This is a genomic window from Inquilinus sp. NPDC058860 (genome assembly GCF_042743185.1).
Taxonomy (GTDB): Bacteria; Pseudomonadota; Alphaproteobacteria; order DSM-16000; family Inquilinaceae; genus Inquilinus.
Map to the genome: position 1 here is coordinate 1 of NZ_JBHYMS010000116.1, position 5,995 is coordinate 5,995.

Genomic DNA, 5,995 nt, shown 5'->3' on the forward strand with positions numbered 1-5,995 from the left:
CGTGAGGCCAGTCAGTCGGCTGAGGCCGATCCCGGGCAGCACGCGCGCGGACGCGCGCAGACCCCTCCCCCTGCCCCCCTCCCGCAAGGGGAGGGGGGACAAAGGAGAAAGGCGCGGCAGCACTGCGGGCAAGGCGTTCTCCTCCCTTGGAACGAATTGACCGGCCACCGCCCGTTTGCTCTGCTGACCGCCCGACGCGACTGCGGAGCGATCGCCATGAAGGGCTGTGCGGTACTCGCCCTCCTTGCCCCGGCGCTGCTCGCCACGCCCGGCCCGGCGCGCGCGAACGACTATCCGACCCCGGTGGTGGCCGATTACGTGATCGGCTGCATGGCCAGCAACGGCGAAACGCAGGAGATGCTGCAGCGCTGCTCCTGCAGCATCGACGCGGTGTCCTCGATCATGCCGTACGACGCCTATGAGAAGGCCGAGACCGTGCTGCGCATGCAGTTCGCCACCGGCGACCAGGCCGGCATCTTCCGTGAGATGACGATGCTGAAGACCATGGTCGACACGCTGCGCCTGGCGCAGATCGAAGCCGACTTCCGCTGCTTCTAGGGGCGCCCTGAAGGAAGGCGTCCTCTCTTCCCTGTCATTGCCGGGCTTGACCCGGCAATCCAGGGGCCGCCCGGAGCGGCGTCGAGACTTCCTGGATGCCCGGGTCAAGCCCGGGCATGACAGTATGGGGTTTGGATTCGGCCTCCCTCCGCCCATCCCGCCTCACATCGTCGCCGGCACCGGCCAGGCTTCCGTGAACACGGCGCCGTCCGAATCCCTGGCCGTGGCGCTCAGCCGGCCGGTCCCGGTCGGGGTGAAGCTGAACTCCACCACCGGGTTCTCGCTCAGCGAGATGTTGCCCTCGACCTGCAGCAGCTTCGTGCCGTCATAGCTGACCTCGATGGTCTCGATGAAGCGCGCCGGCACGTAGGTGCGCTTGATCTGGTCCATCTGCATGCCGGAATAGTTCGGGTGCCGGATCAGCAGCTCGATCCGGCTCGGCGCGCCGATCTGGACCGCGTCAAGGTTCTTGGTCCGCATCTCGCCGAGATGGGCTTCGGCCTGGTCCGGCGTCTTGGTCGCGGGGGCGGAGCAGCCGCCGGCCGCCTTGACGAAGGCGGCGGCCATGAACAGCGACCCGTCCTCGGTCTCGGCCACGGCGTGGATGTTGGTGTACTCGTTCACCCGCACCCTTGTGCCGATGGTCGGGTCGGCGATGCTGTCGCCCAGCCGGAACACGGCGGCGACCGGGGCCGGGTTCTTGTCCACCACCAGGGTCACGGCGCGGATCCGCCCGGCCGGCCTGTGCTCGCGGTCGAAGCGGACCGTGACCGGCACCACGGCGGCGTCATAGGCGCGCTGCGGCGCCTCGACCCGCATGAAGGCGCTGCCGTCGGCGACCGTCTTGTCGCCGAAGATCGCGGTCTTCAGGTCGGGCCAGGGATCCTCGGCCCGGGCGGGGCTCGCCAGGGCCAGCAGGGTAACCAGGATCAGGGCTGCGGCGTGCTTCGGCATCGTATCCCCCCTCGTCGTCCATGGAGTCTGACCTGAAATTCGTTCCGGTGAGTCGGCTGGCGTGGTTGTCGAGAACCGGAGCGCAGCGGACTTTTGGGTCCGTGAGCACCGGAAGCGCAGAAAACCGCGTCAGACGGCCGCCGGGGCGAGTTTCGGGTCAGGCTCCAAGGCTATTCCCATTCCAGCTCGGTATAGGCCGTGGCGACGTTGCGGTCGTTGTAGTCGTCGAACAGCAGCCAGCGGCCGCGCTCGGACCGGCCGACCGTGGCCACCGCCTGGTCGAGGCTGCGCCCGGCGGCCAGTGCCGCGCGGGTCTCGTCCAGGATCAGGCGAAGATAGCGCTCCTCGTCGTCGAGCGCATCCGGCCAGGGGGCGGAGGCCGGCCCGTGGCCGGGAACCACCCGCCGGATTCCGCTTTCGCGCCGCAGCCCGGCGATGGCGTCGACCCAGCCGCGCAGCGACCCGTCGATCGCCGGCACCCGCTCCAGGAACACCAGATCGCCTGCGAAGAGCGTGCCGGTCGCGCTGTCCAGCACGGTCAGGTCGGCATCGGTGTGGGCCGCCGGCCAGGCCTTCAGCTCCAGTGTCCGGCCGCCGAGGTCGAGCGACAGCCGATCGCGCACCAGCAGCGTCGGCGGCACGATCTCGGTGCCGGCGGCGGCGTCACCCAGCGCCCGGCGCAGCCCGTCGAGATAGGTGTCGGCCCGCGCCGCCAGGCCGCGCGGCATGTTGGCGTGGCCGACGATGGTGGTGCCCGGCCCGGCGAAGGCCGCGTTGCCCAGCGCGTGGTCGGGGTGGAAATGGGTGTTGACGACCCAGCGGACGGGCAGGGCGGTCCGATGGAACAGCGACGCCCGGAGCCGCCGTCCTTCGGCGGTGCTGCCGCCGGTGTCGATCACCGCCGCCGCCTCGCTGCCGATGACGAAGCCGAGATTGGCGATGCCGCCGAGATTGGCGTCCGTCGCCTCCTCATGGGCGCCGCGGAACACGAAGACGCCGGGCGCGACCTCGGTGACGGGAAGCGGCGGGTCGGTCGGCGGGGCGGCCGCACCGCCCAGGAGGCCCAGCGCCAGGGCGCCGCCGAGCGCACGCCGGCGGCTCAGCGCCCCCGGCCGGTCCTGGTCCTGCGTGCGGCCGGATGACGGCACCCGAATTCTCCCGCAGTGGCAGGAACAACAGGGCGCGTTTTCGTTCCGCGGCTGAATTGGACTTTGGTCTCAGTTGGTTCTTCTCGCCTTGTCGGGATCGGGGGCGGTTCATACAGTCGAGCCAATCCCCGCCGTCGAGCGGGCAGGTGCGGCAGGGCCCCGGCCCGCGCCGCGCCGAAGCGGAACGCCGGCCCGTCCGGCCCAGCAGGAGGACGTCCGAGATGCGAGGTTTCGCGCTGGTTGCGGCTATGGCCGCGCTCGCCCTGCCGATGGCGGCCCGGGCCCAGGACGCCGCGGGCGACGCGGCCAAGGGCAAGCAGGTCTTCGCCAAATGCCAGGCCTGCCATTCGTTGGACGCCGGCACCAACAAGCTCGGCCCGTCGCTGCACGGCGTGATCGGCCGGACCTCCGGCTCGATCGACGGCTTCAAATATTCCGACGCGATGAAGAACGCCCATCTGACCTGGGACGAGGCGACGCTCGACAAGTATCTGAGCAATCCCAAGACCCTGGTGCCCGGCACCAAGATGGTCTTCCCCGGACTGCCGAAGGAAGAGGACCGTCTCGCCGTCATCGCCTATCTGAAGGAGGCGGGCGCGAGCTGACCATGCGGGGCTGGGGCCGACCCTTCCTTTTCAAACTCCCCTTCTCCTTGCGGAAGGGCACCTGCACATCGGTGGGCGGTGCGGTGCGGCGGGTGTGTGAACGGATTGCCTCTCCCGCTTGCGGGAGAGGTCGGGCTCGCGCAGCGAGCCCGGGTGAGGGCGGCTCGGTCGCGACACCAGGGTCGATGCCTCAGGATCGGGCGGATCATGCGCTCGCTCGCGGCGAAGCCGTGCTTTCGGCAAGGCCGCAATCCCCTCACCCGGACATCCTTCGGATGTCCGACCTCTCCCGCAAGCGGGAGAGGCAATCTGTTTGTAGGCCCGCCGTCGGTGTCGTCGATCGATGTATGAATGTCGTAGCCCGCAAGGGGAGGGGGAGGGTAGGAGGCTGGGCCGCGCTCGGCCTCGCCGCCGCCCTGCTGGCCGTCCCGGCCGCGGCGCAGCAGCAGCCGGCGCCCAAGCTCTCGGTCACCATCGGCTGGCTCAGCGAGGCGACCCCGGAGCCGGAGCCGCTGTCGCTGGTCGAGCCGGTGGCCAAGGACAAGGGCGTCGCCGGCGCCCGCCTCGCCATCACCGACAACCAGACCACCGGCCGCTTCCTCGGCCAGGACTACACGCTCGACGAGACCGTGGTCCCGGCCGGCGGCGACCTCGCCGGCGCCGCCGCGGCCCTGGCCGGCAAGGGCGTCAGGCTGGTCGTCGCCGACCTGCCGGCCGACCGCCTGCTGCAGCTGGCCGACCTGCCGGAGATGAAGGATGCGGTGATCCTCGACGCCCGGGCCCAGGACGACCGGCTGCGCGTCGCCGACTGCCGCGCCAACGTCTTCCACACCATCCCCAGCCGGGCGATGAAGGCCGACGCGCTGGCCCAGTATCTGGCGTTCAAGCGCTGGACCCGCTGGGTCCTGGTCTCCGGCACGCTGGACGACGACAAGGCCTTCGCCGACGCCATCCGCCGCGCCGCCAAGCGCTACGGCGCCCAGATCGTCGAGGAGCGCACATACGAGTTCCAGGCCGGCTCCCGCCGCTCCGACACCGGCGAGCAGCAGGTGCAGCGGCAGATGACCCAGCTGACTCAGCGCCTGCCGGACTACGACGTCATGGTCGTGGCCGACGAGAGCGAGGTGTTCGGCGAATACCTGCCCTATCGCACCTGGGACGCGCGGCCGGTGGTCGGCACCCAGGGGCTGGTGCCGACCGCCTGGCACCGCAGCCAGGAGCAGTGGGGCGGCACCCAGATCCAGCGCCGCTTCCAGAGGGCCGCCGGCCGCTGGATGCTGGAGCGCGACTACGCCGCCTGGGCCGCGGTCCGCGCCCTGGGCGAGGCGGTGACCCGCACCGGCAAGGCCGATCCCGCGGCGATCCACGACTACCTGGTGTCCGACGCCTTCCAGCTCGGCGCCTTCAAGGGCGTGCCGCTGACCTTCCGGCGCTGGGACCAGCAGCTGCGCCAGCCGATCCTGCTGGCCTCGCCGATGATGCTGGTCTCGGTGTCGCCGCAGGAGGGTTTCCTGCACCAGCGCACGCCGCTCGACACGCTCGGCTACGACGAGCCGGAATCGCAATGCCGGCTGAACCCATGAGGAGGCGCGCATGACCAGGTTCGTGTTCATGACCTTTGCCGCAGCAACCCTCCTCGCCGCCGCCCAGGCGCAGGCCTTCACCGCCTATGTCTCGAACGAGAAGGGCAACACCGTCAGCGTGGTCGACCTCGACACCATGGCGGTGACCCAGACCATCAAGGTCGGCCAGCGGCCGCGCGGCATCACCCTCAGCAACGACGGCAAGACGCTCTACGTCTGCACCAGCGACGACGACCACATCGAGATGATCGACACGGAGACGCTGAAGCCGCTCGGCACCCTGCCCAGCGGCCCGGATCCGGAGCTGTTCGTGCTGGCGCCGGACGGCAAGCGCCTCTACGTCGCCAATGAGGACGACAACATGGTCACGGTCCTCGACCTCGAGCAGGGCGCGATGGAGACCGAGATCCCGGTGGGGGTGGAGCCGGAGGGGATGGGCGTCAGCCCGGACGGCAAGTGGCTGGTCAACACCTCCGAGACCACCAACATGGCGCATTTCATCGACACCGACACGCTGCAGGTGACCGACAACGTGCTGGTCGACACCCGGCCGCGCTTCGCCCAGTTCACGCCGGACGGCAGCCAGGTCTGGGTCTCGGCCGAGATCGGCGGCACGGTCAGCGTCATCGACACGGCGTCGCGCCAGGTGCTGAAGAAGATCGGCTTCGCGGTGCAGGGCGTGCGCAAGGAGACGATCCAGCCGGTGGGCGTCCGCGTCACCGCCGACGGCAAGACCGCCTTCGTCGCCCTCGGCCCGGCCAACCGCGTCGCCGTGATCGACACCGCGACCTATGAGGTGACAGACTACCTGTTGGTCGGCCAGCGGGTCTGGCAGCTCGCCTTCACCCCGGACGGGAAATACCTGGTGTCGACCAACGGCGCCTCGAACGACATCTCGGTGATCGACGTGGCTGCGCGCAAGGTGATCAAGTCGATCCCCGTGGGCGAACTGCCCTGGGGCGTGGCGATCCGCTGACCCTGCAGACATGAAGACGCTGCACGCCTTCTTCGCCCGTTCAGAGTCCCCCCTCCCCTTGCGGGAGGGATCGTCGAGCGGCTGGACGGCAGGGCCGAGGGCGTCGAGACCCCGATCGGCATCCTGCCGGCCAAGGGCTCCCTGGACACCGAGGGGCTGGAACTCTCCGAG

At 70.1% G+C, this 5,995-nt stretch carries 6 protein-coding genes; 4 read left to right on the top strand and 2 right to left on the bottom strand.

Annotated elements, in window-relative coordinates:
• Positions 1-216 precede the first annotated feature (216 nt).
• Complete coding sequence (locus ACFW16_RS35715) at positions 217-558, top strand: hypothetical protein (RefSeq protein ID WP_380313864.1); 342 nt, start codon at positions 217-219, stop codon at positions 556-558.
• 162 nt (positions 559-720) lie between these two features.
• On the opposite strand, the gene ACFW16_RS35720 is transcribed toward ACFW16_RS35715, so the two are convergent.
• Together ACFW16_RS35720 and ACFW16_RS35725 are read right to left on the bottom strand one after the other, a co-directional pair.
• Positions 721-1,512 carry a quinoprotein dehydrogenase-associated SoxYZ-like carrier gene (locus ACFW16_RS35720; protein WP_380313865.1) on the bottom strand — a complete coding sequence of 264 codons (792 nt, stop codon included), beginning with the start codon at positions 1,510-1,512 and terminating at the stop codon, positions 721-723.
• A gap of 170 nt (positions 1,513-1,682) precedes the next feature.
• Positions 1,683-2,660: a quinoprotein relay system zinc metallohydrolase 2 gene (locus ACFW16_RS35725; RefSeq protein ID WP_380313866.1), complete on the bottom strand. Its 978-nt coding sequence runs from the start codon at positions 2,658-2,660 to the stop codon at positions 1,683-1,685.
• Between the two features lie 248 nt (positions 2,661-2,908).
• Between ACFW16_RS35725 and ACFW16_RS35730 the strand changes: the two genes are divergently transcribed.
• From ACFW16_RS35730 to ACFW16_RS35740, 3 genes are all read left to right on the top strand, one after another.
• Complete coding sequence (locus ACFW16_RS35730) at positions 2,909-3,265, top strand: c-type cytochrome (RefSeq protein WP_380313867.1); 357 nt, start codon at positions 2,909-2,911, stop codon at positions 3,263-3,265.
• Positions 3,266-3,612: 347 nt separating this feature from the next.
• On the top strand, positions 3,613-4,848 hold the full coding sequence (locus ACFW16_RS35735; protein ID WP_380313868.1) for an ABC transporter substrate-binding protein: 1,236 nt from the start codon (positions 3,613-3,615) through the stop codon (positions 4,846-4,848).
• A 10-nt stretch (positions 4,849-4,858) separates the two neighbouring features.
• Entirely contained in the window at positions 4,859-5,824 is a 966-nt protein-coding gene (locus ACFW16_RS35740) for a YVTN family beta-propeller repeat protein (protein ID WP_380313869.1), read from the top strand.
• Positions 5,825-5,995 lie beyond the last annotated feature (171 nt).